General features: G+C 69.0%; 20 protein-coding genes. 17 read left to right on the top strand and 3 right to left on the bottom strand.

Annotated features, from left to right (window positions below; genetic code table 11):
- The first annotated feature begins 33 nt into the window (after positions 1-33).
- Positions 34-1,218 carry an FAD-dependent oxidoreductase gene (locus E3O44_RS16460; protein ID WP_134535854.1) on the top strand — a complete coding sequence of 395 codons (1,185 nt, stop codon included), beginning with the start codon at positions 34-36 and terminating at the stop codon, positions 1,216-1,218.
- Positions 1,219-1,444: 226 nt separating this feature from the next.
- On the opposite strand, the gene E3O44_RS16455 is transcribed toward E3O44_RS16460, so the two are convergent.
- The 3 genes from E3O44_RS16455 to E3O44_RS16445 form a co-directional block, all read right to left on the bottom strand.
- A complete protein-coding gene (locus tag E3O44_RS16455) occupies positions 1,445-2,485 on the bottom strand; it encodes a YeiH family protein (protein ID WP_134535853.1) in 1,041 nt (346 codons plus the stop codon).
- A 248-nt stretch (positions 2,486-2,733) separates the two neighbouring features.
- Positions 2,734-3,834 carry a fatty acid desaturase family protein gene (locus tag E3O44_RS16450; RefSeq protein WP_134535852.1) on the bottom strand — a complete coding sequence of 367 codons (1,101 nt, stop codon included), beginning with the start codon at positions 3,832-3,834 and terminating at the stop codon, positions 2,734-2,736.
- Positions 3,835-4,057: 223 nt separating this feature from the next.
- Positions 4,058-5,638, bottom strand: a complete 1,581-nt coding sequence (locus E3O44_RS16445) for a dolichyl-phosphate-mannose--protein mannosyltransferase (RefSeq protein WP_241976392.1) — start codon at positions 5,636-5,638, stop codon at positions 4,058-4,060.
- Positions 5,639-5,689: 51 nt separating this feature from the next.
- On the opposite strand from E3O44_RS16445, the gene rsmI reads away from it, so the two are divergent.
- From rsmI to E3O44_RS16365, 16 genes are all read left to right on the top strand, one after another.
- Complete coding sequence (gene rsmI, locus E3O44_RS16440; protein ID WP_134535850.1) at positions 5,690-6,553, top strand: 16S rRNA (cytidine(1402)-2'-O)-methyltransferase; 864 nt, start codon at positions 5,690-5,692, stop codon at positions 6,551-6,553.
- A gap of 62 nt (positions 6,554-6,615) precedes the next feature.
- Positions 6,616-8,178 (top strand): methionine--tRNA ligase, encoded by a 1,563-nt coding sequence (gene metG, locus E3O44_RS16435; protein ID WP_134535849.1) that lies wholly within the window; start codon positions 6,616-6,618, stop codon positions 8,176-8,178.
- On the top strand, positions 8,171-9,109 hold the full coding sequence (locus E3O44_RS16430; protein ID WP_134535848.1) for a TatD family hydrolase: 939 nt from the start codon (positions 8,171-8,173) through the stop codon (positions 9,107-9,109). Before metG ends, E3O44_RS16430 begins: the two co-directional genes overlap by 8 nt.
- A 188-nt stretch (positions 9,110-9,297) precedes the next feature.
- Positions 9,298-10,104, top strand: a complete 807-nt coding sequence (gene rsmA, locus E3O44_RS16425; RefSeq protein ID WP_134536022.1) for a 16S rRNA (adenine(1518)-N(6)/adenine(1519)-N(6))-dimethyltransferase RsmA — start codon at positions 9,298-9,300, stop codon at positions 10,102-10,104.
- A gap of 251 nt (positions 10,105-10,355) precedes the next feature.
- Complete coding sequence (locus E3O44_RS16420; RefSeq protein ID WP_134535847.1) at positions 10,356-11,291, top strand: 4-(cytidine 5'-diphospho)-2-C-methyl-D-erythritol kinase; 936 nt, start codon at positions 10,356-10,358, stop codon at positions 11,289-11,291.
- A 67-nt stretch (positions 11,292-11,358) separates the two neighbouring features.
- Positions 11,359-13,164, top strand: coding sequence for an ABC-F family ATP-binding cassette domain-containing protein (locus E3O44_RS16415; RefSeq protein WP_134535846.1), 1,806 nt, complete (start codon positions 11,359-11,361; stop codon positions 13,162-13,164).
- A 219-nt stretch (positions 13,165-13,383) separates the two neighbouring features.
- Positions 13,384-14,268, top strand: coding sequence for a MetQ/NlpA family ABC transporter substrate-binding protein (locus E3O44_RS16410; RefSeq protein WP_134536020.1), 885 nt, complete (start codon positions 13,384-13,386; stop codon positions 14,266-14,268).
- 150 nt (positions 14,269-14,418) lie between these two features.
- Complete coding sequence (locus E3O44_RS16405; RefSeq protein ID WP_134535845.1) at positions 14,419-15,486, top strand: methionine ABC transporter ATP-binding protein; 1,068 nt, start codon at positions 14,419-14,421, stop codon at positions 15,484-15,486.
- Entirely contained in the window at positions 15,486-16,145 is a 660-nt protein-coding gene (locus E3O44_RS16400; RefSeq protein WP_134535844.1) for a methionine ABC transporter permease, read from the top strand. Before E3O44_RS16405 ends, E3O44_RS16400 begins: the two co-directional genes overlap by 1 nt.
- A 172-nt stretch (positions 16,146-16,317) precedes the next feature.
- A complete protein-coding gene (locus tag E3O44_RS16395) occupies positions 16,318-16,989 on the top strand; it encodes a hypothetical protein (protein WP_134535843.1) in 672 nt (223 codons plus the stop codon).
- A complete protein-coding gene (locus E3O44_RS19695) occupies positions 16,983-17,831 on the top strand; it encodes a lytic transglycosylase domain-containing protein (RefSeq protein WP_241976391.1) in 849 nt (282 codons plus the stop codon). Before E3O44_RS16395 ends, E3O44_RS19695 begins: the two co-directional genes overlap by 7 nt.
- 6 nt (positions 17,832-17,837) lie before the next feature.
- Positions 17,838-19,823 (top strand): protein kinase domain-containing protein, encoded by a 1,986-nt coding sequence (locus tag E3O44_RS16385; RefSeq protein WP_134535842.1) that lies wholly within the window; start codon positions 17,838-17,840, stop codon positions 19,821-19,823.
- 156 nt (positions 19,824-19,979) lie between these two features.
- Positions 19,980-21,050: a phosphate ABC transporter permease subunit PstC gene (pstC, locus tag E3O44_RS16380; RefSeq protein ID WP_134535841.1), complete on the top strand. Its 1,071-nt coding sequence runs from the start codon at positions 19,980-19,982 to the stop codon at positions 21,048-21,050.
- Positions 21,050-22,423 carry a phosphate ABC transporter permease PstA gene (pstA, locus tag E3O44_RS16375; RefSeq protein ID WP_241976390.1) on the top strand — a complete coding sequence of 458 codons (1,374 nt, stop codon included), beginning with the start codon at positions 21,050-21,052 and terminating at the stop codon, positions 22,421-22,423. The genes pstC and pstA overlap by 1 nt, the downstream gene beginning before the upstream one ends.
- Complete coding sequence (gene pstS, locus E3O44_RS16370) at positions 22,420-24,075, top strand: phosphate ABC transporter substrate-binding protein PstS (RefSeq protein ID WP_241976389.1); 1,656 nt, start codon at positions 22,420-22,422, stop codon at positions 24,073-24,075. The genes pstA and pstS overlap by 4 nt, the downstream gene beginning before the upstream one ends.
- A complete protein-coding gene (locus E3O44_RS16365; RefSeq protein WP_134535840.1) occupies positions 24,072-26,783 on the top strand; it encodes a hypothetical protein in 2,712 nt (903 codons plus the stop codon). Before pstS ends, E3O44_RS16365 begins: the two co-directional genes overlap by 4 nt.
- The last annotated feature ends 44 nt before the right edge of the window (positions 26,784-26,827 follow it).

The raw sequence follows: 26,827 nt of genomic DNA, 5'->3' as shown, positions 1-26,827 counted from the left end.
GGAGACGGGCGCTGCGGCTGGCAGGATGGGCGCATGAGCCTCGGATCAGTTGTGCACACCACCCCCGTCGAGCGCGTCGACACCGTCGTCATCGGCGGCGGCGCCATGGGTTCGGCGACGGCGTGGCAGCTCGCCCGGCGCGGCCGCCCCGTGCTCCTCCTCGAGCGTTTCGAGCCGGGACACACGAACGGCGCCTCGCACGGCGCCTCCCGCAACTTCAACACGGCGTACGCCGACCCGACCTACGTCGGCATGCTCGCCGAGGCCGTCCCGCTCTGGCGCGAGCTCGAGGCAGAGTCGGGGACCGGCGTCTTCGACCAGGTCGGCGTGGTCAGCCACGGGCCGAACCCGGCGTTCGACGACGTCGCGCAGGCACTCCGCTCGGCGGGGCTCGGGGCCGAGTTCCTCACTCCGGAGGCGGCGGGGGAGCGCTGGCCGGGCATCCGCTTCGACGGGCGGGTGCTGCACAATCCCGACGCGGGGCGCATCAACGCGGATGCCGCGGTGTCGGCCCTGCAGGCGGCCGCGGCCGCGGCGGGGGCCGAGATCCGGCACGGTACCCGGGTGCTGCGGGTCGAGGTGCTCGGCGACGACCGGGTGCGCGTGACGACCGAGGCCGGCACGATCGAGGCCCGGCGGGTCGTCGTCACGGTCGGTGCGTGGACCTCCGGACTGCTGAGCGGGGTGCTCGCGGTGCCGCGGCTACGGGTGACCCAGGAACAGCCGGCCCACTTCGCCCTCCGCGGCGCAGCGCCCCAGGAGTGGCCCGGCTTCAACCACGCCCGCGACACCGCCGATCCGCGCTACGGCTACTGGTATTCGCCGGTGTACGGCATGTACACGCCGGGACAGGGCATCAAGGCCGGCTGGCATGGCGTCGGACCGGTCACCGATCCGGACCGGCGCAGTTTCCTGCCGGAGCCGGTTCAGCTCGCGGCGCTGCAGCGCTACGTGCGGGAGTGGCTGCCCGGCGCGGACGCCGATGCGATCGAACCGGTCAGCTGCACCTACACGACAACGGTCGACGAGGACTTCGTGCTCGACCGTGTCGGCCCGGTCAGCGTCGGCGCGGGCTTCAGCGGGCACGGGTTCAAGTTCACACCGACGGTCGGGCGGATCCTCGCGGACCTGGCCACGGATGCCGCGGCCGCGCCACCCCGCTTCGCCCTGTCCCGCACGCCCAACGCTGCTCCCGGCGGCTGGCTCGCCCGCGGCTGATCCAACTGCGACGGACCAGCCCGCGCGCCACGTGCGCCGCTTCGCACCAGGCACGCGTGGCGCGAAACGGCGGAATTGGCGCGCCACGGGTGCTGCGGCAGTACGGAACGGCGGAATTGGCGCGCCGCGGGTGCTGCGGTAGTCCGAAACGGCAGAGTCGGCACGCCGAGTGTGTGCGGTAGTGGGAAGGCGCGAACCGGAGTGGACGTAGCTGGTGAGCGACTCGTCAGGCGAGCAGGACGGCGCCGTAGGCGAGGGCGGCGATGAGCGCCCAGGACCCGAGGCCGACGGTGAGCGCACGTCCGCCGGTGCGCACGAGCACTCGAAGCTGGACCGCCGCGCCGAGTCCGAAGAGCGCGGTCGCGAGGAAATAGGTCTGCAGGGTGTCCGCGACGACGAGCACGCCGTCGGGCAACGGCACGAGGGTGCGGAGCATCACGGCAGCCAGAAAGCCGACGACGAAAAGCGGGACGATCGGGGGATGCCGCGTCGAGGCATCCGTGGACACCGCAGCGAGGGTGCCGGTGCGCAGGGGCAGCGCAGTCGAGGTCGAGGCTGTCTCGCGGGCGTCTCGGCGGCGCTCTTGCAGGGACACCCCCGCGACGATCGGCGCGAGCATGAGCACCCGGGTGAGTTTGACGACGATCGCCACGGCGAGGGCGGCCGGCCCGGCGACCTGTGCGGTCGCGACGACCTGGCCGACGTCGTGCACGCTCGCGCCGACCCACTGTCCATACTGCAGTGAGTCGAGGCCGAGCGGATGCCACAGGGCGGGCAGAACCGCGATCGCGAGGGTTCCGCAGAGGGTGACGAGGGCGATCGGTGTGGCGGTGTCGTCGTCGTCCGCGTGCACGACGGCGCTCATGGCGCCGATCGCGGACGCGCCGCAGACCGAGAATCCGGTCGCGATCAGCAGGGGCTGGTGCCCGGGCAGGCCGATCCTGCGACCGAACCACAGCGTGCCGAAGAACGTGAGAACGACGATCGCTACGGTCGTCCCGATGGTCACCCAGCCGAGGCCGAGGATGTCGACGAGGCTGAGCTTGAGGCCGAGCAGCACGATTCCGAGGCGCATGATGCGCTTGGAGGCGACGGAGAGGCCCGGTGCGAGCACCCCGGTGAGGGTCCGGCGCGCGACCGGCAGCTGGCCGGCGACGATGCCGAACACGACGGCGGCCGTTAGCAGCGGGACCCCCGGCACGAGCGCGTGCACGAGCCCGGCAAGGAGTGCGGCGGCGACCGCGACGAGCACGCCCGGCAGCCACATGAATCCGAGCCTACTCTGGCGTGGCGGGCGCCGATCCCTCACGTCGATCCCTCACGCCGAGTGCGGGTGTTCTGCCGCTCCGCTGGTGGTGCACCACCCGCGCAACGGCGGAACACCCGCGCTCGAGGGAGAGCGGCCCGCGCAGGCGGCGGTTAACGACCGAACCGCCACGCTCCGGCCGGGCACGGGGCCCGGCGGAGCGTGACGGTTCGGCGGCAGGTGACGGCGTGGGCCGCAGCTGCTGAGGTTCAGCGGTGGTGGAAGCGCGCGACCATCGGGCAGTCGAAGGGATCCCGGGCGGCGAGGCCGACCGTGTTCAGATACTCGATGACGATCCCGTACGACTGGAACAGGCCCGTCTCCGTGTACAGGATGTTGTGCGACTGGCAGTATTCCTTGGTGATCTCCTGCGCCTTGCGCAGGTGCGGGCGGGCCATGTTCGGGAACAGGTGGTGCTCGACCTGGTAGTTCAGGCCGCCCATGAAGGTGTCCATGAAGGTGCCGCCGCGGATGTTGCGCGAGGTCAGGACCTGACGGCGCAGGAAGTCGACCTTGCTGTCGTGGGGGAGCTGCGGCATCCCCTTGTGGTTCGGGGCGAAGGATGCGCCCATGTAGACCCCGAAGACGGCGAGCTGCACACCGATGAAGGCGAAGGCCATGCCGAGCGGCAGGAAGTAGAAGATCACGGCGACGTAGAGCACGATGCGGGTCGTGAGCATGCTGATCTCGAGCCAGCGCTTGTCGACCTTGCCGCGGCCGAAGACCGTGCGGAAGCCCTGGACGTGCAGGTTGAAGCCCTCGGCCATCAGGAGCGGGAAGAACAGGTAGCCCTGTTTGCGTGTGACGAACGAGCCGAGCCAGGACACCTTCGCGGCGTCCTCCTCGCGGAAGACGATGAAGTCGGGGTCGATGTCGGGGTCTTTGCCGATGACGTTCGGGTTGGCGTGGTGCCGGCTGTGCTTGTTCATCCACCAGGCGTAGCTGATGCCGACGAACAGGTTGGCGAGGATGCGGCCGGCCTTGTCGTTGGCGGGGCCCGACTCGAACACCTGGCGGTGCGAGGCCTCGTGGGCGAGGAACGCGAACTGGGTGAGGACGATGCCGAGCACGCCGGCGATGATCAGCTGGTACCAGCTGTCGCCGAGGAGCACGAAACCGGTGCCGAGAATCGCGGTCGCGAGGATGAGCATGCCGAAGACGAACCAGTAGAACCCGGTTGCGCGCTTCAGGAGGCCCAGGTTGCGCACGGTGTGCAGCAGCGAGGAGTACTCGGTGGTGGGATTCTTCGAGTCGCCACCCCGACGGGTCTTGACGATGCGCACCGTGGGTGCGACGGATGCTTCCGACATGAGGCCTTTGGTTTGGATCTGGACTTCTCAGTCGGTTCTGGAGCAATCACTCGTGGTGCAGATAGAAGTATCCTACGGGCGCACCCCCGGTCCGTGGGTCGGATTCACAACCGTTTCCCAGTCGCTATATGGCCCAAACGGCATATGAGGCGTCCTCAAATCGCCGGAACGGCACGAAACCGCGGGGTCTCCGTCGCCCGGGATTCCGCGGGACTGGGCGCCGCTAACGCCAGCTCGGCAACCAAATATGCATCTGCCAGAACGAGAACGAGACCTGCATTCCCGTCCAGAGTGGGTAGAAGAAGGCGCTGACCAGCACCGCAGCCACGAGGTAGCCGATCAGCACGCGGATGCCGGCGGTCCGGTCCGGTTCGCGCGTCACGGCATCCGTGCGCAGTTCGGTGCTCGTCAGCCCGGACGCCGCCGGGATCCCACCCGTGCCCGGCGCAAGCCCGAGCACGAGGCCGATCACGAACGTGAGCGCAAGGATCAGGTACGGCTCGAAGGCGATCGAGTAGAACTGGAAGACCGTGCGGCCGGTGTACATCAGCCACGGCAGGTACCCGGCGACCATGCCCATCAGGATGAGGCCGACCCGCCACTCCCGGTACCGGGCGAGGCGATAGACGAGGTAGAGCACGGCGGCGGTGCCTGCCCACCAGATCAGCGGGTTGGCGATCTCGGTGATCGCCTCCGAGCAGGTCGAGAAGCCGCAGGTACCCTCACCGGCCGCCGACGACTGGTAGTACATGCTCGTCGGGCGCACCATGAACAGCCAGGTCAGCGGGTTCGACTGGTACGGATGCGGCGTGACGAGTCCGACGTGATAGGTGTACGCGGCGACCTGGTAGTGCCAGAAGCTCTGGACGACATGCGGCACCCAGGCGAAGGCGCCGGTCCAGGCGGTCTCGGGGGAGTCGGCCCAGGTGCGGTAGAAGCCGCCCTTCGTGACGAACCAGCCCGTCCACGAGCTGAGGAAGGTCGCGATCGCGATCGGCACCATCAGCAGGAAGCTGATCGGCCCCTGCTTGAGGATGGCGGCGCTCGCCCAGAACGGGACGCCGGCCCGTCGGCGGGCGAGGGCATCCACGACGACGACGTAGACGCCGAACGCGGCGAGGAAGTAAAGGCCGGACCACTTGACGCTCATGGTCAGCCCGAAGGCGAGGCCCGCGGCGAGCAGCCACGGGCGCCACCAGAGTGCGGGACCCCAGCCGGGCCACTCGCCGGTCTCCGCCCGCTTCGCCATCCAGGCGGCGAGCCGGGTCGCGTGCCACTCCCGGTCGAGCAGGATCGCGCCGAAGCCGAGCAGGGCGAAGAACATCACGTAGTTGTCGAGCAGCGCCACCCGGCTCATCACGATCGCGTTGCCGTCGATCGCGAAGAGGAAGCCGCCGATGACCGCGAGCAGCGTCGAACCGAACAGCTTCTTGATGATCAGCATCAGCAGCACGACGGCGAGAATGCCGATCAGGGCGGTCACGATGCGCCAGCCCCAGCTGTTCTCCGGTCCGAATGCTGCCATCCCGAGCGAGATCAGCCATTTCCCGAGCGGCGGATGCACGACGAACGATCCGACGTCCGTGAAGATGTTCGCGTTGCCGTTTGCGAAAATCTGGTCGGCCTTGTCCGGCCAGGTGGACTCGTAGCCGTTGTTGAAGAGGCTCCAGGCGTCCTTGACGTAGAAGGTCTCGTCGAAGACGAGCGCATGCGGGGCGCCGAGGTTCCAGAGCCGGAGCACGGCGGCCACGACGACCACGAACAGGGGGCCGGCCCAGGGGAACCAGCGGCGTATGAGGAGCACGCTGACCATCGTAGTGAGCCGTGGTTATGCGGAGACTGCGAGACTGGGGGAATGATCATCCTCGCTGCCACCCCGATTGGAAACCTCGGCGACGTGTCGCGCCGCCTGGTCGAGGCGCTCACGACCGCCACGGTCATCGCGGCGGAGGACACCCGCGTCACCGTGCACCTGCTCAAGGCCCTCGGGATCGAGAACCGTCCGCAGCTGATCAGCCTGCACGACCACAACGAACGGGTGAAGGCGGCGGAACTTGTCGAGCTGGCCCGCGACACCGACCTGCTCGTGCTGAGCGACGCCGGCATGCCGACCGTCTCAGATCCCGGTTTCCACCTCGTCGACGCTGCCGTCGCCGCGGGCGTGACGGTGACCGTGCTGCCCGGCCCGTCGGCCGTGCTCACCGCGCTCGCCGTCTCCGGGCTGCCGACCGACCGGTTCACCTTCGAGGGCTTCCTGCCCCGCAAGCACGGCGACCGGATGTCTGCCCTCCGTGAGGTGGCCGACGAACGCCGCACCATGGTCTTCTTCGAGTCGCCGAACCGGCTCGCCGCTTCACTCCTCGACCTCGCCGAGGTCCTCGGTGCCGACCGCCGCGTCGTGGTCTGCCGCGAGCTCACCAAGTTCTTCGAGGAGGTCAAGCGCGGCACCGCCGCCGAACTGGCCGAGTGGGCGGCAGAAGGAGTCAAGGGCGAGATCGCGATCGTCGTCGCCGGGGCCGAGAAGCGCGTGCTCGACCTCGCGACCGGCGTCGCCGAGGTGCTCGCGCAGGTCGCGGCCGGCGCCCGGCTCAAAGAAGCCGCCGCCGACGTGTCCGCCGTGTCCGGTCTCGGCAAGCGCGACCTCTACGAGGCCGCCCTCGCACAGAAGCCGGGGGCGCGTGGGCCGGCCGTGCCGCAGCATCCGCCCCTGCCGTTCTGACCCTGATCGAGGCGGGACGTAACCCGGCCCAGGGCCCGCGCTGCTCCCAATAGACTGGGGGCATGTCCGCCGGAGCATCTTTTTACATCACCACGCCCATTTTCTATGTGAATGATGTGCCCCACATCGGTCACGCGTACACGGAAGTGGCCGCGGACCTCCTCGCGCGCTGGCACCGGCAGGCCGGCGAAGACGCCTGGCTGCTCACCGGCACCGACGAGCACGGCCAGAAGATCCTGCGCACCGCGACCGCGAACGGCGTCACCCCGAAGGAATGGGCCGACCGCCTCGTCGAGACCGCCTGGAAGCCGCTGCTCAAGACCGTCGACATCAAGAACGACGACTTCATCCGCACGACCGACGAACGCCACGAGGTCAACGCGCAGAAATTCCTGCAGCACCTCTATGACGCCGGTCACATCTACACGGGCGAGTACGAGGGCTTCTACTGCGTCGGCTGCGAGGAGTACAAGCAGCCGAGCGACCTGATCGAGGGCACCGGCGAGTTCATCGGCCAACAGGTCTGCGCCATCCACTCCCTCCCGGTCGAGCTGCTGCACGAGAAGAACTACTTCTTCCGGATGAGCACCTTCGCCGAGCGCCTGCTCGCGCTCTACGAGGACGACCCCGACTTCGTGCAGCCCGCCGCCGCCCGCAACGAGGTCATCTCCTTCGTCAAGCAGGGCCTGTCCGACCTGTCGATCTCCCGCTCGAGCTTCGACTGGGGCATCAAGGTGCCCTGGGACGACAGCCACGTCGTCTATGTCTGGTTCGACGCGCTGCTCAACTACATCACCGCCGCCGGCTACGGCCAGGACGACGAGAAGTTCAGCCGCCTCTGGCCGGCCACGCACATCGTCGGCAAGGACATCCTCCGCTTCCACGCCGTGATCTGGCCCGCCATGCTGATGGCCGCCGGGCTCCCGGTGCCGCGCCGGGTCTTCGGCCACGGCTGGCTGCTCGTCGGCGGCGAGAAGATGAGCAAGTCCAAGCTCACCGGCATCGCCCCGAGCCAGATCACCGACACCTTCGGCTCCGACGCGTTCCGGTACTACTTCATGCGCGCCATCAGCTTCGGCCAGGACGGCTCGTTCTCCTGGGAGGACCTCTCGGCCCGCTACCAGTCCGAGCTCGCGAACGGCTTCGGCAACCTCGCCTCCCGCGTCATCGCCATGGTCGTGCGCTACTGCGACGGCGAGATCCCGGTCACGACCGCGTTCACCGATGCAGATGCGGCCATCCGCGCCACCGAGATCCGGGTGACGGATGCCGCGGGCGAGGCCATCTCCCGCCTCGCAATCCACGAGGCGATCGCATCCGTCTGGGAACTCGTCGACGAGCTCAATGGCTACATCACGATCCAGGAGCCGTGGGGCCTCGCCAAGGACCCCGCCGACCGTGACCGGCTCGACGCCGTGCTGTTCACCGCCGTGCGCGGCCTCGGCACTCTCGCCGTGCTGCTGTCCCCGGTCGTTCCCGAAGCGTGTGCGAAGCTCTGGTCCGCCCTCGGCGGCGAAGGCCTCGTCACCGACCAGCGCATCGACCGCGCCTGGGAGTGGACCGGAGGCACCCACGTCTCCCCGCTCGAGGCGCTGTTCCCGCGCATCGAGGCGACGGTTGGCTAACGAACCCGTCCGCCAGCGCGAGCAGACCGCCGGCCGCGACCTGAGCTACCCGGCCCCGCCGGAGCCGCTCCCCGTGCCGGTGTACGACAACCACACCCACCTCGAGATCAGCGACGGCGAGCATCCGCTCAGCCTCGCCGACCAGCTCGACCGGGCCGTGAGCGTGGGCGTGCAGGGCGTGATCCAGGTCGGCGGCGACCGGGAGACCTCCCGCTGGTCTGCCGAGGCCGCCGCGACCGAACCGAGAATGCTCGCGGCCGTCGCGATCCACCCGAACGAGGCCCCGGAGTACGAGCAGGCCGGCACGCTCGACGACACCCTCGCGGAGATCAGCGAGCTCGCCGGTCGCCCGCGCGTCGTCGCGGTCGGCGAGACCGGACTCGACTTCTTCCGCACCGGGCCGGAGGGCCTCGCCGCCCAGTACCGCAGCTTCGAAGCGCACATCGAGATCGCGAAGCAGAACGGCCTCGCCCTGCAGATCCACGACCGCAACGCGCACGCCGAGGTCATCGCGACCCTGCTGCGGGTCGGCGCACCCGAGCGCACGGTGTTCCACTGCTTCTCCGGCGACGCCGAGATGGCCGCGATCTGCGCCGAACACGGCTGGTACCTCTCCTTCGCCGGCAACGTCACGTTCAAGAACGCCGGCATGCTGCGTGCGGCCCTCGCCGCTGCTCCCCGCGAGCTGCTGCTCGTCGAGACGGATGCCCCCTTCCTCACCCCCGCGCCCTTCCGCGGCCGCCCCAATGCGCCCTACCTGCTGCCGCACACCCTGCGCGCGATGGCCAATCACCTCGAAACGGATGTCGCCATGCTGGCCACCCAGATCTCCACCACCACCGAACGCGTCTACGGTCGCTGGGACGCCGAACCGGTCGTGACCGCGCCGGCTGCTCCGACCGCGGGAACACGCCTCGGAGGCCTCCAGTGAGCGACGCAAAGAACCTCCCGGTGACGCCGCCCACGGATGCAGCTCTGCCCGCCGAGCCCGAGGCATCCGCCTTGCCCGGGCTGACCATCGAGCCCGCCGGATCCGTGACATCTGCCGGGCCCGACGCATCCACCCCGCCCGTTGCACGCTCCCTGCTCGGGCCTGCCGAAATCCGCGACCTCGCCGAGATGCTCGGCGTCAACCCGACCAAGAAGCTCGGCCAGAACTTCGTGATCGACGGCAACACCGTGCGCCGCATCGTCAAGGTCGCGGCGATCACCCCCGCCGACACCGTCGTCGAGGTCGGACCCGGCCTCGGCTCGCTCACCCTCGGCCTGCTCGAGACCGGCGCACGCGTCGTCGCCGTCGAGATCGACGACCGGCTCGCCGAGCAGCTCCCGCTGACCGTCGAACTGATGCACCCGGACGCGCCGCTCGTCGTGCTCCGCGCCGACGCCCTCAAGATCACGGACCTGCCGGGGGAGCCGACCCGGCTCGTCGCCAACCTCCCTTACAACGTCTCGGTGCCGGTGCTGCTGCACATGCTCGAGCACTTCCCGTCGATCCGCGCCGGCGTCGTCATGGTGCAGGCCGAGGTCGGCGAACGGCTCGCCGCGCCCCCCGGTTCGAAGGTCTACGGCAGCCCGAGCGTCAAGGCCGCCTGGTACGGGGCTTTCCGCACCGCGGGCAAGGTCAGCCGCCAGGTGTTCTGGCCGGTGCCGAACGTCGACTCGATCCTGATCGCCTTCCAGCGCCGGGAGAGCCCGCTCGAGAGCGAGGAACTGCGCCTCGCGACGTTCGCGCTCGTCGACGGCGCGTTCCAGCAGCGCCGCAAGATGCTCCGCCAGTCGCTCTCGACCGTGCTCGGTGACTCGGCCACGGCGACCGCGATCCTCGAGGCCGCGGGGATCGACCCGACCGAGCGCGGCGAGCAGCTCACCGTCGACGCCTTCCTCGCCATCGCGCGCGCCTGGACCGCCGCCGACCCCGACTGACCCCTGCCAGTCCTGACCCCGCCAGCCCCGGGTCCCCGCCGCCGCAACTCTCCCGCCATCCGTGCAGCCGGGGTGTTCCGAATTCAGGAGTTGAGCCGAGACGCACCCGGGTCGCCACGCATGCGCGGCACTGGTCTGCGGGTCGACGGCGGCGGTGCGCGCTCGACTCCTGAATTCGGGACACCCACTCGCGGCGAGGGACGCCTGCCCCCGCGCACGAGGGGGCTGTGCGGCTGAGCTAGGTTAGAACCATGACCAACGCGGCCACATCTCAAGTTGTGCACGCGCGGGCGCCGGGCAAGATCAACGTCTTCCTGAAGGTCGGTGCCGTGCTCGAGGACGGCTACCACGAAGTCGCCACCGCCTATCAGGCCGTGTCGCTCAGCGAAGACGTGCGCGCCTATCCCGCCGACGACTTCTCCTGCGAATTCACCGGTTCGATCGACACCTCCGCGCTCGCGACCGACGGCAGCAACCTCGCCATCCGGGCCGCGCGTGCGCTCGCTCGCAGGTCCGGCTACCGCGGCGGCGTGCATCTCAAAGTTGAGAAGAACGTGCCGATCGCCGGGGGGATGGGCGGCGGATCGGCCGATGCCGCCGCGACCCTGCTCGCGTGCGACGCCCTCTGGGGTACCGAGGCGACCCGCGAGGAACTGCTCGCGATCGCGGCGACGCTCGGCGCCGACGTCCCGTTCGCGTTCACCGGCGGCACCGCCGTCGGCACCGGCCGCGGCGACCAGCTGAGCCCCGCACTCGCCAAGGGCCAGTTCCACTGGGTGCTCGCCCTCGCCGACTTCGGCATGTCCACCCCCGGCGTGTACCAGGAACTCGACCGCCACCGCGAGCGCCACGCCCAGGACATCTTCCCGGCGCAGGCGCAGCCGACCGTCGACGCCAACGTGCTCCAGGCCCTGCGCGCCGGCGATGCCCGGATGCTCGCCGAATCCCTGCACAACGACCTGCAGGCCCCGGCCCTGCACCTCGCCCCCGGCCTCGGCAAGGTCATCGAGCTCGGCGAAGAGAACGGCGCCCTCGCCGGCATCGTGTCCGGGTCCGGCCCGACGGTCGCGTTCCTCGTGGCGGATGCCGACAGTGCGCTCGAACTCCAGGTCGCGTTGAGCGCCTCCCGCCTGCACGTCGTGCGGGCAACGGGTCCGGTCCACGGCGCCCGTCTCGTCCACGACTGAGCCGCGGCATCCGCTTGCCCTGACCTGCGCGCCGGGTTCCCAGCCGCGCACGGTAAAGTTGTAAGCTATGGCACATTTGCTCGGGGCCGAGTCCCTGCACCTTGAATACCCCACCCGCGTCATCTTCGACTCCGTCACCGTCGGACTCAACGAGGGCGATCGCATCGGAGTCGTGGGGCGCAACGGTGACGGCAAGTCCACCCTGTTGAGCCTCCTCGCCGGGCGCATCGAACCCGACTCCGGCCGAGTCACCCGCCGCCGCGGCGTCACGATCGGCGTGCTCGACCAGTCCGACGCGCTCGCCTCCGGGCAGACCGTCGGCCACACCGTCGTCGGCACCATGGACGAGCACCTCTGGGCCGGGGACGCCAAGGTCCGCGACGTCATCGGCGGACTCGTGCGCGACATCCCCTGGGACGCCCTCGTCGACGACCTCTCCGGTGGCCAGCGCCGCCGCGTCGCCCTCGCCGCCGTGCTGATCGGCGACCACGACGTCATCTTCCTCGACGAGCCCACCAACCACCTGGACGTCGAGGGCATCACCTGGCTCGCCGGGCACCTGCGCAACCGCTGGGCGACGAACTCCGGCGGCCTCGTGGTCGTGACCCACGACCGGTGGTTCCTCGACGAGGTCTGCAACCAGACCTGGGAGGTGCACGACCGCCTGATCGAACCCTTCGAGGGCGGCTACGCCGCGTACATCCTGCAGCGCGTCGAACGCGACCGGATGAGTGCAGCGACCGAGTCGAAGCGCCAGAACCTGATGAAGAAGGAGCTCGCCTGGCTCCGCCGCGGCGCCCCCGCCCGCACCGCCAAGCCCAAGTTCCGCATCGACGCGGCCAACGAACTCATCGAGAACGAGCCGCCGCCCCGCGACACCGTCACGATGCAGTCGATGGCGATGCAGCGCCTCGGCAAGGACGTCGTCGACCTCATCGACGTCTCGGTCGACTTCGAGGACAAGCACGTGCTGAAGGACATCACCTGGCGGATCGCGCCGGGGGAGCGCACCGGCATCATGGGCGTCAACGGCGCGGGCAAGTCCACGCTGCTGAACCTCGTCGCCGGAACCCTCCAGCCGACGAGCGGCCACGTCAAGCGCGGCAAGACCATCAAGGTCGCCGTGCTCACCCAGCAGCTCTTCGAGCTCGAGGGCATCCAGAACGACCGGGTCAGCGAGGTCATCGGCCGTCAGAAGACGAGCTACATCGCCGGAGGCAAGGAGATCACCCCCGGCCAGATGCTCGAGCGGATGGGCTTCATGAGCGCCCAGCTCGTCACTCAGGTCAAGGATCTCTCCGGTGGCCAGAAGCGCCGCCTGCAGCTGCTGCTGATCGTGCTCGACGAGCCGAACGTGCTCATCCTCGACGAGCCCACCAACGACCTGGACACCGACATGCTCGCCGCGATGGAGGACCTGCTCGACTCCTTCCCCGGCACCCTGCTCGTCGTCTCGCACGACCGGTACCTGATCGAACGCGTCACCGACAACCAGTACGCGGTCACCGAGGGCGGATTCCGCCACCTGCCCGGCGGCGTCGACCAGTACCTCGAGATGCGCAAACAGCAGATCAACGACTCCGACAAGCCGGCAGAGGCGAACGCCTCGAACACCTCAGGCGGCAAGCCGGCCAGGAACCTCGCCATCGGCGGCGCCGAGCTCCGCAACGCGCAGAAGGAGCTCGCCTCCATCGAGCGCAAGGTCGCCAAGCAGAAGTCCCGAATCGTGGTGCTGAACCAGAGCATGGTCAGCCACGACCAGAACGACTACGCGGGCCTCGGCGCGCTCGGCACCGAGCTGCAGGGTCTCGAATCCTCCATTTCGAGCTTCGAAACTCGCTGGCTCGAACTTTCGACGCTGATCGAGGGTTAAAACCGCGGATGCTGTGACCGCGTGTTACGCAGCGGCGTGCGCGGCGCAGCATCCTTTGTTAACCTGAAGGTGTGCCTCGCGACGCAGCGGCACAGACTCCCACCCCGTCAGGCCGTGGCTTTGCTGTGCCCGTGACCGTTGAGGCTCGTCCGCGAGACAGCACTCGCGGCGCTCACCCGCAGCACACCCAAGGGGATCCACCACGTGAAAAAGTCAACTCTGTCCAAGCGCCTGCTCGCGGCTCTCGCGACCGTCCCGCTCCTCGCCCTGCTCGCCGGGTGCGCCGGCGGCACGGCGGATGCCGGCAGCGACAAGACCGTCAAGATCGGCGTCGTCGGTGCGAGCGACCCGTACTGGGCCGTCTACACGAAGGCCGCCGCCGATGCCGGAATCACGGTCGAGATCGTCGACTTCGCCGCATACGACCAGCCGAACCCCGCGCTGACCGCCGGTGAGGTCGACCTCAACCAGTTCCAGCACCTCGTCTACCTCGCGCAGTACAACACGGCGAGCAACGCGGACCTCACCCCGATCGGCTCGACGGCGATCTACCCGCTCGGCCTGTACTCGACGAAGTATAAAAAGGTCAGCGAGATCCAGAAGGGCGACACCATCGCGGTGCCGAACGACGCGAGCAACCTGTCCCGCGCCCTTCTCGTGCTGCAGTCCGCCAAACTCATCACACTGAAGGACGGCGGCTCGATCTTCTCGACCCTCGACGACATCGACACGTCGGCCTCGAAGGTCACCGTCACCGCGCTCGAGGCCTCGCTGACCGCGACCTCGCTGCCCGACGTCGCCGGAGCGATCATCAACAACGACTTCGTCGAGAAAGCCGGACTGAAGTTCACCGACGCCCTCGCCAAGGATGACCCGGCCGACCCGACCGCGATTCCCTACGTCAACGTGTTCGTCGCCCGCGCCGCGGACAAGGACAACGCGACCTACCAGAAGCTCGTCCAGATCTACCAGGACACCCAGGCCGTGCAGGACGGCGTGCTTGCCGTCTCCGGCGGCTCCGGCGTTCTCGTGAAGACCCCGGTCGTCGACCTGGTCTCCTCGCTCGCCACGGTCGTCGCGGACACCAAGGCCCACAAGAAGTAGCACCGACAGTGACCTTTCCGGTCGAGAGTGACCCGCACACCGGGCACTCTCGACCGGAATGGTGCGTGACGGGGGTGTTCGACATCCCCCTGTTTTCGAAAAGCGTGAGCCTGAGCGTCAGCGCCAGCGCCACAGTGAGGAAGTTCGTTTATGGCCATCGTCGAATTGCGCGGTGTCAGCAAGGTCTACCCGCCCCACGAAAAGGGCGGCAGTGACGTCGTGGCGATCGACGATGTCAGCCTCTCCGTCGAGGCCGGCGACGTGTATGGGATCATCGGCTACTCCGGCGCGGGCAAGAGCACCCTCGTCCGGCTCGTGAACGCGCTCGAGCGCTCCACCTCCGGTGAGATCCTGATCAATGGACGGGACATCGCCGGCCTTCCCGAGCGGGAACTCCGCACGGTCCGCCTCGGCATCGGCATGATCTTCCAGCAGTTCAACCTGCTCGGTTCGCGCAGCGTCGCGGCCAACGTCTCCTATCCCCTCGAGGTTGCGCGCCGGCCCAAGGCCGAGCGCACGAAGCGCGTTGCGGAGATGCTCGACTTCGTCGGCCTCGCCGACAAGGCCCGCGCCTACCCCGACCAGCTCTCGGGCGGCCAGAAGCAGCGCGTCGGCATCGCCCGCGCCCTCGCGAGCCAGCCCGCCATCCTCCTCGCCGACGAGGCCACGAGCGCGCTCGACCCCGAGACCACCCATGAGGTGCTCGACCTGCTCACCCGGGTCAACCGCGAATTCGGCGTGACGATCATCGTGATCACCCACGAGATGGACGTGATCCAGACCATCGCGAGCAAGGTCGCGGTGATGGACCAGGGCCGGGTCATCGAACGCGGCGACGTGTTCGACGTGTTCTCGAATCCCCAGCAGCCGGCATCCGCCCGGTTCGTCTCGACCGTCGTGAAGGGCATCCCGAGCGCCGACGAGCTCGCCGTGCTGCGCGGCAGGCACCCCGGCCGCATCGTCACCCTCGCTTTCCGCGACAACGCGGTCGACCAGGCCCGCGTCTTCGGCGAATTCGCCCGCGCGGGCATCACTTTCGAGGTCGTCTTCGGCGGCATCAACGAGGTGCAGGGCCGCTCGTTCGGGCACCTCACCCTCGCGCTCAGCGACGCGGCGGCGACGGATGCCCCCACGACGGCAGGCCCCGGCGGCACCGACCGCATCGACGCGGTCCTCGACCGGGTCAGAACACTCACGACCGTCACGGAGGTTCGCTGATGGAATCCCTGATCGAACTGCTGCCCCAGCTCTGGAAGGCCGCGGGGGAGACGCTGTACATCGTCGGCCTCACCCTGTTCTTCGGCGGTCTCGGCGGCCTGATCGTCGGCCTCGGCCTGTATCTGACCCGCGGCGGCAGCCTGCTCGCCAACAAGCCGGTGTTCGTGGTCCTGAACCTGCTGGTGAATTTCGTGCGGCCCATCCCGTTCATCATCTTCCTTGCGGCAGCCCAGCCGCTCGCCCGCCTCGTGGTGGGAACCGGCATCGGCAACAACGCGATCATCTTCACGATCTCGCTCGCGGCATCCTTCGCGATGGGCCGCATCGTCGAGCAGAACCTGCTCACCGTCACGCCCGGCGTGATCGAGACAGCCCGCAGCGTGGGCGCCGGTACGGGCAGAATCATCTTCACAGTGCTGTTGCCCGAGGCGCTCGGTCCGCTGATCCTCGGCTACACGTTCATCTTCGTCGCGCTCGTCGACATGTCCGCGGTCGCCGGCTACGTCGGCGGCGGCGGCCTTGGAAACTTCGCGCTGCTCTACGGGTACCGCCAGTTCAATCCGATCGTGACGTGGGCGGCCGTGCTGCTCATCATCGTGCTCGTGCAGCTCGTCCAGTACCTCGGCAACACGCTGGCGCGAAAGGCGCTCCGCCGCTAGGCCTTCTCGAAACTGTTGCCGGACCGGACAGCTTCCGTTCACCCCCCGGTAAGATCACACTCTCGGGCCGGACACCTGCGGCCAGCACAGTAATGCCGGGGCCGGCCCACCCGAGCTGGCACACAGTCTCGACTGCACCCGTCGCTGTTTGGTTCACGCCGTTGGAGTCGCTGTGTCGCCCCGCCCCAGTGTGGTCTTCTCGGCCTTCCGCTCCAACTCCGACCCGCGCCTGCAGGGGTGGGTCGCCTTCCGGCAGAGCGTTCAGGCGGGCTCCCGCGCCGGAGAGCTCCTCCGTGCCGGAGCGCCTGCCCGTACCGGAGAACTTGCCCGTGCCGGAGCGCCCGCCCGTGCCGGAGAGCTCGCCCGCGACACGGGGTTCGCCCGTGCGGGAGAGCTCGCCCGCACCGGAGACGCCGAGCTGGTGCCGGAGGGACGGGACCGCCCACGCGGCGTCGCCACCGTCGCCGACTCCGGACACTCCGGCATCTGGCGGTTGCTCGCCTCGAACAGCCGTGAACTCGGCCGCAGTTCCTCCGTCTACGCCACGTTCGCCGGCGCCAGGGCCCACGTGCTCGAACTCAGGGACCAGTGCGACGCCATGGTCGCGACCGTCGTCACCGGCCCGTCTGCCGGAACCCACGGCTGGGTGGTCACGGTCGGCGAACGCATCGTGATGACCGCAGGGCGCTGGTACGGCGCCGCCTCCGCAAGCCGTGAAGCCGCCGCCGGAACGATCGAAGCCTTCCGGATCGCGCTCGTCGCCGAGGACGCCCGCCACGCGACCGAGGCCGGTCGCCGGGGAACCCGGGTGCTCAGCGAGGAAGAACGGGCCCAGGCGTGGTGACCGGCGCGCGGTTGCGCGGCTGGTTCGGTGCCGCGGCGACCGCCGGCCTGCTCGGCTGGGTCGTCTTCGGCTGGCTCGTGCCCGGCTTCACCGCCCCGGAGGGCATCCGGGCGAGCGTCGTGGCCGTTGCCGCAAATACGGTCGCCGCGGTTCCCGCCGCAGCGGATGCCGCCGTGACCGTGACGCCCGCGACCCCCGGTCCGGAGGCGGCCGATTCCGCCGTCGCCGCCACCGGCTCGTCCGTCGCCTCGACCAGGGAGACCTCGCTGCCCACCGGCAACGCTGCGCTCGTGGACGCGGACTGGGCTGCCCGTGTGGCCGCGGCCACCGGCATCCCGGTTCGGGCCATGCTCGGCTACGCGGGCGCTTCACTCGCCCTCGCCGCCGAGCAGCCCGGTTGCCGTCTCGGCTGGAGCACCCTCGCGGGCCTCGGCAACATCGAGTCCGGGCACGGCACCCACGCCGGCTCCGCGCTCGGCACCGACGGCACCGCCCGGCCCGGCATCTTCGGTCCGGCCCTCGACGGCTCGGACTTCGCCGCGATGAACGACACCGACGGCGGCGCCTGGGACGGCAGCGCGCAATGGGACCGTGCGGTCGGCCCGCTGCAGTTCATCCCGGCGACCTGGCAGCGCTGGGGCGCCGACGGCAACCGGGACGGTGTGAACGACCCGCAGCAGATCGACGACGCCGCCCTCGCCGCCGGGCGCTACCTGTGCAACTATGGCGACCTCGCGCTGCCCGAGCGCTGGCGCGCGGCCATCTTCGCCTATAACCACGTCGACTCCTACGTGACGGCCGTCGCCGGGTACGCGAACACCTACGCCGCGCGGGCGAAGTAGCCCCCTGTGGTCGACGCGATCGATCCCGCCGACCCCGCGGATGCCGTCGCTGCGCCGGCAGGCCGGCGCATGTCCGGTGCCGGCGAGAGCCTGATCTCGGGCCGCTACCGGCTCGGCGAACTCCTCGGGACGGGCGGGTCGGCATCCGTCTTCGCCGCCGTTGACACGCAGGCGGGGGAGGGCGCCACGGCGATCGCCCTCAAGATCCTGCACCCGCACCTGTCCCGCTCCGACCGGGCCAGGGAGGCCTTCTTCGCGGAGGCCAGGGCCGCGACCGCGCTGCGGCACGCGAACATCGTCGCGGTGCTCGGCGTCGGCGTGCATCACACCGGCGGCGACGGAACGGGTACCGGCACCGGCGCCAACGCCGAGGAACCCCAGGCCTGGATCGCCCTCGACCGCGCGCCGGGGATCAGCCTCGCCGAGTTCGTCGAGCACACCGGGGCGCTCCCCGTCGCGCAGGCCCTCACCGTCGCCTCCGCGGTGCTGCGCGCCCTCGCTGCCGCGCACGCGATCGGACTGGTGCACCGGGACGTCTCCCCGGCCAACATCATGGTCGACCCGGACGAGGCCGGCCGCGTCGGCCCCGGCGACGTGCGCCTGCTCGACTTCGGCCTCGCGGATGCCGCCGGTCGCCCCGCCCTCGGCACCGACGTGCTGCGCAGCGCGCCCGATGCGACCACCCAGGAGAGTCCGGCCGTGCAAAGCGTGCTCGGGAGCGTGAACTACATGTCGCCGGAGCAGGCGCGGGGCGACGCCGTCGACGAACGCGGCGACGTGTACCAGCTCGGCGGGGTGCTGTACTTCGCGCTCACCGGGCGGCCGCCGTTCCTCCGGGATTCCGTCGGCGCGGTGATGCGCGCCCACGTGCAGTCGCCGCCGCCGGTGCCGTCGGTGCAGCACTCGGGCATTCCGCGGAGTGTCGACCGGCTCGTCGTCAAGGCGCTCCTGAAAGACCCGGATGCCCGGTTCCCCTCCGCCGCGGCGATGGGCGCCGCCGTCGACGCGGCCCTGGACCGCATCGGGGCCGGGGGAGCCCCGGGTCGGAGCGCGGTTCCGATCGAGGGGGCGGCACTCGGCGGCGGCCGCGTCCTGGCCGCGGACGACACCACGGGGCTCTTCCGGCCCGGCGACCTCGCGGAGCTCGCCGAGCGCACGATGGTGCTCGGTGCGGTTCCGGTTCCGGTTCCCGTCCCTGCGGCGGCAACGGCCGCTGTCCCCGCCCCCGCCACGATCGTGCACGCGACCGGGAATGCCCGCGCGGGAACGGCATCCGCCGCCGTCGTCACCCCGCCGGACGACCCGGCCTGGGTGCGCAGCGGCCGCAGCCGTCGGCGGGGCGGTGGGGTCTGGGCCGTCTCGATGGTCCTCGTGATCGGGGGAGCATTCGCCTGGGTCCTCGCGGCCGGCGGCGCGGCCCCGTCGTCCGTGGCCGTCACGAGCAGCACGCCCGCGCTCGCGAGCGCCACCCCCGAGCCGATGATCACCGCCCACGCCACGGCGGCGGCGAAGACCATCCGGGTGCCGGAGGTCTCCGTGATGACCCTCGACGGGGCGAGGGCCGCGCTCACGGCCCTCGGGCTCCGCCTCGGCGCCCTCACCCTCCAGGACTCCGGGCGCCCCCTCGACACCGTGCTCGGCGTCAGCCCGGCGGCCGGCACCTTCCTGGACCCGGGAGACCCGGTCGACCTCACCGTGGCCTCCGGCTCGAACACGGTGCCGGACACCGTCGGTCTCAGCAAGGCGGAGGCGACGGCCGCGCTCGAGAACGCCGGATTCCTGGTCCTCACCGACTCGAGGCCGGACTCTGCCGCGACGCCGGGAACCGTGATCGCGGTCGCCCCATCCGGTCAGAATTCCCTCCGCCTCGGCACCTCGATCACCCTCACACTCTCGACAGCGCCAGGGCCGTCTGCCCTCCCCACACCCGCCCCGACGTCCTCGTCGACCCCGTCGCCGACCCCCTCTCCGACCGCAACACCCGCGGGCTGACGACACCCGATTCGACCGCCACAACTCTCCACGCGGCGTCCACATCTCGGTTGAGAAATCGACGCCAATCGTTCACCAACCGCCCCGAGCATATGTTTCGGACGCGTTACCCCCACCCGTGCGTCCACCCCCTCCCGAGTCTTTCCAAGGACAACCATGCCGATTTCGAGCCTCGTCTCGCCGCCCCTGGGCGATTCGCCCCTGGGCGACGCCTTCGGGACAGAACCGGCCGACGTCGACCCGTCGAGCCCCGACTCCCGGCCGCGGCGCTCCCTGGTCTCCCGCCCGTCGATCTCGGACTCGGTGTTCCGCTCGGTCGCCTTCAGCGCCGGCACGATCACCGTGCTGATCATGCTCGCGGTCGGCGTCTTCCTCTCGCTGCGCGCCGGCGACGCGCTCGGCGTCGCGGGGTTCAACTTCCTATTCGAGCAGGACTGGTCGCCGGAGACGAAGAAGTTCGGCATCGCATCCGTTCTCTTCGGCACCATCACGATCGCCGTCATCGCGATGTGCGTCGCGGTGCCGCTCGCCCTCGGCACGGCACTCCTCATCTCCGAGGTCGCCCAGGGCCGGCTGAAGTCCACCCTTGTCACCCTCGTCGACCTGATGGCCGCCGTTCCCAGCGTGGTGTTCGGCCTCTGGGGCGTGTTCTTCCTCCAGGCGAACGTCATCCCGGTCGCCACCTGGATCTCCACCTACTTCGGCTGGATCCCGTTCTTCAGCGTGACGGATGCGACGGGCCAGGCCCTCACCGAGGCGAGTGCGTTCACCTCCTCGGCCTTCATCGCCGGAATCGTGGTGGGCCTCATGGTCGTGCCCACCCAGACCTCGGTGATGCGGGAAGCCTTCTCCCAGGCGCCGATCGGCGAGCGCGAGGCGGCGTTCGCGCTCGGCTCGACCCGGTGGGGCATGATCACGTCCGTGGTGCTGCCCTTCGGTCGCGGCGGCATCATCGGCGGCACCATGCTCGGCCTCGGCCGCGCCCTCGGCGAGACCATCGCCGTCTACATGATCATCTCCCCGATCTTCACGATCAACTGGGAGGTGCTCAAGACCGGTACGAACTCGGTGTCCGCGCTCATCGCACTCCGCTACGGCGAGTCGAGCTCGTTCGGACTCTCGGCGCTGATGGCCGCAGGCCTCGTGCTGTTCCTGATCACCCTCGTGATCAACTTCACGGCCTCGTCGATCGTGGCGCGGTCCCGCTCCGGGGCGGAGAGCGACTGATGACGAACGCACCCAGCACCCAGGCGACGGATCCCGCGGCATCCGCCGGCCCCTCGACCCTCGTGATGAGCGAGACTGCCGTCGAGCTCGAGGCCGAACTCGAACTCCAGGCCGCCGCAGTTCAGCACACCACGAACATCCCCTCCTCGGACGGCATCGAGATCGGCCCGCGCCGGCGGATGCGCGCCGCCAGGGTCGACGACCAGTTCAACATCCTCGGCGCGGCAGCGGCCGGACTGGCCATCGCCGTGCTGCTGTTCGGCTGGTTCGGCCCGCTCTCCGGCTATGTCGGCTTCGTGATCGTGGCGTTCATCGCCTTCATCGGGTTCTACGCCCTGCTCGTCAGCCTGAAGAGCGACTGGCAGGAGGTCAAGGACCGGGTCATGTCCGTGGTGCTCTCGAGCGCCGGCGTGCTGCTCTTCGGCGCCCTCGTCTTCGTCGTCGCGTACACCCTCGTGCGTGGCCAGGAGGCCCTGCCGCACCTCAACTTCTTCACCGACAGCATGGAACTCGCCGGCCCGCTCGACGGCCTCGAGCTCGGCGGCATCGTCCACGCCATCCTCGGCACCCTGATGCAGATCACGATGGCGCTCATCGTCACGGTCCCGCTCGGCATCCTCACCGCACTGTTCCTCAACGAGGTCGGCGGTAAGTTCGCCCGCTTCGTGCGCACGATTTCCGACGCGATGACCGCGCTGCCCTCGATCGTCGCCGGCCTCTTCGTCTACTCGGCGATCATTGTGCTGATCACCCACCAGAGAAGCGGGTTCGCCGCCTCGATGGCGATCACGGTGATGATGCTCCCGATCGTGATCCGCGCCTCCGACATCGTGCTCCGCCTCGTCGCGGGAAACCTGCGAGAGGCCGCGTACGCCCTCGGCTCGACGCGCTGGCGCACGGTCTGGCACGTCGTGCTGCCGACCGCCCGCCCCGGGCTCGCGACCGCCGTCATCCTCGGCACCGCCCGCGGCATCGGCGAGACGAGCCCGGTGCTCCTCACCTCCGGCGTCACCGCCGTCGTCAACCTCAACCCCTTCGAGGGCCCGATGATCTCGCTCCCGCTGCAGGTCTTCGACTTCGTCAAGTCGCCGGAACCCAACATGATCGCGCGCGGCTTCGGCGCGGCGGCCGTGCTGATCCTGCTCGTGCTCGCCCTCTTCGCCATCGCACGCCTCATCGGCGGCAAGGGCCCCGGCGACCTGTCCCGCGCCCAGCAGCAGCGAGTCGTTGCGGCGTCGGGCCGCGATCTCAAGCGGATCACCGTGGCCGCCGATCGCCGCTTCCAGCTCGAGGCGGAGCTCGCGGCCTCGCCCGATTCGTCGTCACCGACTGTCCCACCGCTCGACCCCCGTACTAAGGAGACGTCCTCGTGACGCCGCAGCCCCGTTGGATCCGTCCGATCCGCGCCCTCTTCGCCCTCGCCGTCGTGCTCGTCAGCCTGGCCGGCGCCACCGTGTCCGCGCAGGCCGTCTCGTACGACCCGATCACGGGAACCGGCTCGACCTGGTCGCAGAACGCCCTCGACCAGTGGCGCAAGAACGTCGCCTCCAACTACGGAATGACCGTCAACTACTCCGGCGTCGGCTCGTCTGCCGGCCGCCGTGACTTCGTGGCCGGCAACGTCGACTTCGCCGTCAGCGAGATCCCGTTCCAGACCGCCCCCGAAGACGGTTCAGCGCCCGAGGTACCGGCCCGTGGCTACGCCTACATGCCGATCGTCGCCGGTGGCACCGCGTTCATGTACAACCTCAAGATCGGCGGCGTGCGGGTCTCGAACCTCCGCCTGAGCGGTGAGGTCGTCACGAAGATCTTCACCGGCGTCATCACCAAGTGGAACGACCCGGCGATCCAGACCGACAACCCCGGCCTCGCCATGCCGGACAAGGGCATCGTCCCCGTGGTCCGCTCCGACGGCTCGGGCTCGACCGCGCAGTTCAGCCTGTGGATGTCCAAGCAGTACAACTCCCTGTGGGGCCAGTTCTGCGTCAAGGTCGGCAAGCCGGCGTCGTGCGGTCTTACCTCCCAGTATCCGACCTATGGCAACGCAAAGGCCCAGAGCGGGTCGGCCGGCGTCGCCGGCTACGTCAGCCAGGACTACGGCGAAGGCGCCATCACCTACGTCGAGTACTCCTACGCGCTCAAGTCCGGCTTCCCGGTCGCCAAGGTGCTCAACACCGCCGGCTACTACGTCGAGCCGACCGCCAACTCTGTCGCCGTCGCGCTGCTCGCGGCCCAGATCAAGACGGATGTCGCGAAAACGAGCCCCGACTACCTCACCCAGATCCTCGACGGCGTCTACAACAACGCCGACCCGCGCACCTACCCCCTCTCGAGCTACTCGTACATGATCGTGCCGACCGAGGTCGGTGGCGTGTTCACCGCCAAGAAGGGCCTGACCCTCGGCGCCTTCGCGAACTACATGCTCTGTGAGGGGCAACAGCAGGCCGCTGCCCTCGGATACTCTCCACTGCCGATGAACCTCGTGCTCGCGGGCTTCGAGCAGATCAAACGCGTGCCCGGAGCGGATGTCGCAGGTGTAGACATCAACAACTGCAACAACCCCACGTTCAAGGCGGGCGACTCGCCGTCGAGCAACCAGCTTGCCGTCACCGCACTCCAGCCCGCGGCCTGCGACAAGGTCGGCACCAGCCAGTGCGTCACCGGAACCGCCGGTGCGACCGACGACACCCCGACCTCCGGCACCGGCACTGGCGGGGCGGCGGCCAACGGTGACCCCGCCGCAGCAACTGCGGCGGCCGCGGGGGCAGGCGCCGCAGCGGGGACCTCGAACGCGGCAGCTGCCCCTGTGTACGACGAGAACGGCGCGCTGGTCTCGGGAGGGACCGGCGGGACCGGGGTTGCCGGCACTGCCGTCGCCGCGCCGTTCGCTCTCGCGGACAACGGCTGGGGAGCGCAGCAATCGATCATGCTCTTCGCCGGCGTGCTCCTGGTCGGTTCGGCAGTACTCCCGCCGGTATTGTGGCGTCGCCTCAAGCCGCGCGTCGCGAAGGCGGGTATCAAATGAAGCGCCTGACCCTGTCCACCGACTCGCTCTGGACCCGCGCCGGCGCAAGCGGCATCGTCGTTGGCCTGCTCGTAGGCATCGGCGTATCGTTGCTCTCCTCGCTCGCGCCTCCCACGGCATCCGCCGACACGTCGAGCGCCGTGACCGTCCGTGCGTCGAGCGCTATCACCCCGGCTGGCGCGCCGTTCCCCAATCTCGCGGTCACAGTGTCGAAGACGACCGAACTCACCTCCGAGGGCGTGCTCGTTACCTGGACCGGCGCAGGGACGAAGAAGTCCACGCGCCCTCAGGGCATTGTCGGTGGCGAGAACTTCCTACAGATCGCGCAGTGCTGGGGCGAGGACCCGCTTCATCCTGGCCACCCTGATCGAACCACCTGTCAGTATGGGGCCTTCTCCAACGCCGGTCGTGACTCAGGGGTCGTGCCAAATGTAGACCCGAACGACCCCGATGCTGTTGAGGCTGCCAAAGGGCTTGCACCCAACATTGCTGCAGAGGACGAGAAGTACACAACGCCCAACTACGGCTTGTCAGCGGGGCCGTTCACGGCAATCCCTTTCAAAGCGGCGAGCGGCGAGTCCATCTCCGCTGTGTTCAAGAACACTGGCTCGTCTGTCCTGACCCACTACATCACCGATACGGCCGGTAGGGTTCAAACAGCTCGTGGGGACCCGACGGCCGCTGGGGTAACCCTGCCGAACGGCATCGTTGGAGTCAATCTAGCCTCCAATCAGTTTTACACGCAGTTCACCTCAAACGAGATCAAGTGGGCCGGGTCCGACGACACCGGCACTGGCTCAGCGAAGTTCGAGATGCAGACCTCGATGCAGTCGCCCGGCCTCGGTTGTGGCCAACCGGTCATCGTCACCGGACAGGCCACGACGGGCCAGTCGTGCTGGCTCGTGATCATTCCTCGTGGAACCGGTGATTCGGGTGTCACCCAGATAATTCGCCCCGGTCTGTTCTGGGACGCGTGGCAGCACAGCATCGCCGTCAAGCTCGATTTCAAGGCCGTCGGTATTCGTTGTGAGATTGGCAGCGCGGAGGCCCAGCTAAGCGGGAGCGAGCTCATAGCGGGGGCGATTTCGTCTTGGCAGCCCGAACTGTGTGCCGGTACGAACGGTTCCGCCTTCGTACTGTCCACCGGCAGTGAGACCGACTCTCTAGCCTCGGCCGCACAAAAGGTTCCGGGACCACTTGCGTTTACCTCCAAGCCTTATAGCACCGCCAATGCGGACCCTCTTCAGTACGCCCCGGTCGGCATTGCAGGGGTCACGGTGAGTTTCGCCATTGATAGACGCGTCACGCCATCGGGAACGGTGCCAAAGGCGTACGTTGACGCGGAGACTCAAGCGTTCACAACGGTGAATCTCACGCCGCGCCTGCTAGCGAAGCTACTCACCGCCTCGTACATCGGTTCCTTGCCACCTGGCGCAAATCTCACCCACGTGAACTACGCCAGTTATGCCAATCAGGGTCACAACGCAAGAAATATCACTCACGACCCGGACTTTCTCAAGATAAACGATCCGGAGTGGGCCTACCAGGATCTGAACAGCGTCTCGCTCTCGGACGCGCTCACGCCCTCCGGCCGCTCAGACCTCGCGACTCAGGTGTGGAGATACATTGTGGCGGATCCCGAGGCCGCGGCCTTCTTGAACGGCACTGCCGACGAGTGGGGCATGATCGTCAACCCGTATTACTCCACGAACGCCGCGGTGAATCCGACTGGGACGGGGCTATCACTGCCCAAGGACAGCTTCCCGAAGGCCGACCCCGTCGAGACCGTCACGAGCACGGCGTCTAATGCGCCCGGCCCGGTCAACCTCGTAACCTGGCGGCCGTTTACCTCGGATTGGGACAGCGGCGCTTACCTGACCCTCCGCGGTGATGGCCAGGCGCTCGGTGAATGGGACCTCAATGCCACGCCGCACAAGTATCAGAAGGCAGTCCGTAGCCTCGCGGGCGACCAAGGGGTGCTCGGCCTGACGACCACGGCATCCGCGGCCCGTTACCAGAACGTCACGGCGTCCCTGAAGAACTCTGCTGGCGCGTTCGTTGCCCCTACGTCCGGTTCCATGCTGGCTGCCGCGAGTGCCATGACACCGACACCGGCGCAGGCGAAGGTACTCGAATACGATCCGAAGTCCACAAAGGCGATCGCAGCCCCTACCGCGTACCCCTTGACTATGCCGGTCTACGCTGCACTCAATCCACTGCAGACTGATGCTGCACTCCGCGCCAAGTATGCGAACCTGATCACCTACGCCGCATCGCGGGGCCAGGTCCCCGGTACCGGCCTCGGACAGCTTCCCGCCGGATACGCACCGATGCCCCAGGCTTGGGTCGACCAGGCCCTAGTCGCGGCTACGGCGATCAAGGACGGCATCAGCCCGAACACGAAGCCGGTCTCGGCTCCATCGGTGGCACTCGCTGGCGCGGCGAGCTCTGGCGGAACCTCGACCACATATGCCAACCAGGAAGCTACCAGTGCTTCCGCCGCGGTCGCGGCCGCTGCCGTCCCGGTCGCCGGTGCAGCGATCGATCCCGCAGCGACCGGCTCGGTAGCCGGTTCGCTCGTCGGAAGACCAACGCCCAACGACCCTTCCATCGGGCCGGTCTCGGCCGCGATTCCCGTTGGATTCCTTGCCGGCCTGTTCGCAGCAGGTTCGGTTCCCATGATTTCGCGCATCCGGAGACGATCTTGATGCCGCGCACAGGCTTGACGACTCGCCCCGGAGCCTGCGCTCCG

The organism is Cryobacterium algoricola (assembly GCF_004402485.1).
Taxonomy (GTDB): Bacteria; Actinomycetota; Actinomycetes; order Actinomycetales; family Microbacteriaceae; genus Cryobacterium; species Cryobacterium algoricola.
Note: the sequence above shows the minus strand (reverse complement) of the source record. Positions and strands in the feature narration are given on the sequence as shown.

What these genes read in the sequence shown, in the direction of transcription:
- E3O44_RS16460 (WP_134535854.1), top strand. Translation starts at nt 34, where the DNA reads ATGAGCCTCGGATCAGTTGTGCACACCACCCCCGTCGAGCGCGTCGAC.
- E3O44_RS16455 (WP_134535853.1), bottom strand. Translation starts at nt 2,485, where the DNA reads ATGTGGCTGCCGGGCGTGCTCGTCGCGGTCGCCGCCGCACTCCTTGCC.
- E3O44_RS16450 (WP_134535852.1), bottom strand. Translation starts at nt 3,834, where the DNA reads ATGTCGGAAGCATCCGTCGCACCCACGGTGCGCATCGTCAAGACCCGT.
- rsmI (WP_134535850.1), top strand. Translation starts at nt 5,690, where the DNA reads ATGATCATCCTCGCTGCCACCCCGATTGGAAACCTCGGCGACGTGTCG.
- metG (WP_134535849.1), top strand. Translation starts at nt 6,616, where the DNA reads ATGTCCGCCGGAGCATCTTTTTACATCACCACGCCCATTTTCTATGTG.
- rsmA (WP_134536022.1), top strand. Translation starts at nt 9,298, where the DNA reads ATGCTCGGCGTCAACCCGACCAAGAAGCTCGGCCAGAACTTCGTGATC.
- E3O44_RS16420 (WP_134535847.1), top strand. Translation starts at nt 10,356, where the DNA reads ATGACCAACGCGGCCACATCTCAAGTTGTGCACGCGCGGGCGCCGGGC.
- E3O44_RS16415 (WP_134535846.1), top strand. Translation starts at nt 11,359, where the DNA reads ATGGCACATTTGCTCGGGGCCGAGTCCCTGCACCTTGAATACCCCACC.
- E3O44_RS16405 (WP_134535845.1), top strand. Translation starts at nt 14,419, where the DNA reads ATGGCCATCGTCGAATTGCGCGGTGTCAGCAAGGTCTACCCGCCCCAC.
- E3O44_RS16400 (WP_134535844.1), top strand. Translation starts at nt 15,486, where the DNA reads ATGGAATCCCTGATCGAACTGCTGCCCCAGCTCTGGAAGGCCGCGGGG.
- pstC (WP_134535841.1), top strand. Translation starts at nt 19,980, where the DNA reads ATGCCGATTTCGAGCCTCGTCTCGCCGCCCCTGGGCGATTCGCCCCTG.
- pstA (WP_241976390.1), top strand. Translation starts at nt 21,050, where the DNA reads ATGACGAACGCACCCAGCACCCAGGCGACGGATCCCGCGGCATCCGCC.
- E3O44_RS16365 (WP_134535840.1), top strand. Translation starts at nt 24,072, where the DNA reads ATGAAGCGCCTGACCCTGTCCACCGACTCGCTCTGGACCCGCGCCGGC.